2 protein-coding genes are annotated in these 1534 nt (G+C 67.8%); both read left to right on the forward strand.

Annotated features, from left to right (window positions below):
- Positions 1–73: 73 nt before the first annotated feature.
- Positions 74–634, forward strand: a complete 561-nt coding sequence (locus tag AC1DYI_RS35255; protein ID WP_477208745.1) for a GNAT family N-acetyltransferase — start codon at positions 74–76, stop codon at positions 632–634.
- A 75-nt stretch (positions 635–709) separates the two neighbouring features.
- A complete protein-coding gene (locus tag AC1DYI_RS35260) occupies positions 710–1483 on the forward strand; it encodes a UPF0149 family protein (protein ID WP_477208746.1) in 774 nt (257 codons plus the stop codon).
- Positions 1484–1534: the final 51 nt, after the last annotated feature.

The following is a 1534-nucleotide window of genomic DNA, read 5'->3' on the forward strand; positions in this document are numbered from 1 at the left end:
GTGAGCGGCTGGACACCGGCAGCACGGTGCTGCCCTGGCTGCGCATCGGCGGCCTGCATTTTTCGTGAGCACGATGAGCGAACCCAGTACCACCCCATGGACCTTGCGCCGCGCCCGGCCAACCGACGCCGAGGCCTTTGCCCGCATGATGCAGGAGCACGAGGTGTTCCGGCAGTTGCTGCAGCTGCCGTTCCCTGACGCCGAGTTGTGGCGCACCCGGCTGAGCAGCCAGAACGCGCCCAACAGCCCGGAGTTGCACCTGGTGGCCGAAGTGCAAGGCGAGGTGATCGCCAGCGCTGGCCTGCACCCGGTGGGGACGCAGCTGCGGCGGCGCCACGTGATGGCGCTGGGCATGTCGGTGGCTACGCCATGGCAGGGCCGCGGCGTCGGCTCGGCGCTGATGACCGAGCTGTGCAGCTACGCCGACAACTGGTTGGGCGTGCTGCGCATCGAGTTGGGTGTCTATGCTGACAACCTGCCCGCACAGGCGCTGTACCGCAAGTTCGGTTTCGAGCTCGAAGGACGGCAGCGGGCCTTTGCGCTGCGCGACGGCGAGTATGTCGACTCGCTGATGATGGCGCGCCTGCATCCCCACCCGCCCCGCTGGACGCCGGCCGTGGGAACGGCTGACTAATCAGGCCCCAGGCGCCACGCGGCGCCGGGTCGTCATGCGACACTTTCGGATTACCCGAAGCAGAGGAGGGTGGCGATGGCCGAACCCCGCATGAGCACCGAAGAAGAGATCGAAGCGCTGGACGCGATGTGCCAGCGCATGGCTGGTTTCGAGGACGAGGTGTCGCTCGAATGGCTGGACGGCTACATGGCCGCCCTGCTGGCCGGCCCGCGCCGGATCGAAGCCGATGAATGGCTGGCGGTGTTTGCCGACGGCGTGTTCGCGCGCACCTTCGCCGACCCGGCGGACGCCACGGCGGCGCGGGCCGTCATCGAGGCGCGCTGGCAAGTGCTGGCGGACCAGCTGGACCCCGAGCTGATCCTCGACGACCCGGACGTGCTGCGCCTGGCGCCGTTGATGATCGAGCTGACCGAGGAAGACAAAGAGCGCCTGATCAGCGAGGGCCACGTGAAGGCCGACGAGATGGCGCTGCTGGAGCAGACCGGTGAGGTCTGGGCGGTGGGCTTTCTCGACGCGACGCAGGATTTTCCCAAGGACTGGCCCGAGCCCGACCTGGAAACCGAGGAAGGCCAGCTCTACGACGAAACGATGCTGCGCGTCGCGTCGCTGACGATGGACGACGAGGAGCTGAAGGAAGTCTTCGAAGAGCTCTACGAAGGCGAACAGCTCAGCCGCGACGAGCTGATCCAGGAAGCGCTGTACGCCGCGCAAGACCTGCGCCTGTACTGGCTGGACCACGCGCCCAAGCCGCCGCCGCGCCGCGTCGACGCGCTGCCCGGCCGCAACGACCCTTGCCCCTGCGGCAGCGGCAAGAAATTCAAGAAGTGCCACGGGGCACAGATGCAGTGATGGCCAAGACGACCGGCACCTCGACCGACCTGGCCGGCAAGCACATCGTGC

This window comes from Ideonella sp. P3_A4 (assembly GCF_056403075.1).

Excerpts from the sequence above, each read along its gene's own strand:
- AC1DYI_RS35255 (WP_477208745.1), top strand. The coding sequence starts at position 74 with ATGAGCGAACCCAGTACCACCCCATGGACCTTGCGCCGCGCCCGGCCA.
- AC1DYI_RS35260 (WP_477208746.1), top strand. The coding sequence starts at position 710 with ATGGCCGAACCCCGCATGAGCACCGAAGAAGAGATCGAAGCGCTGGAC.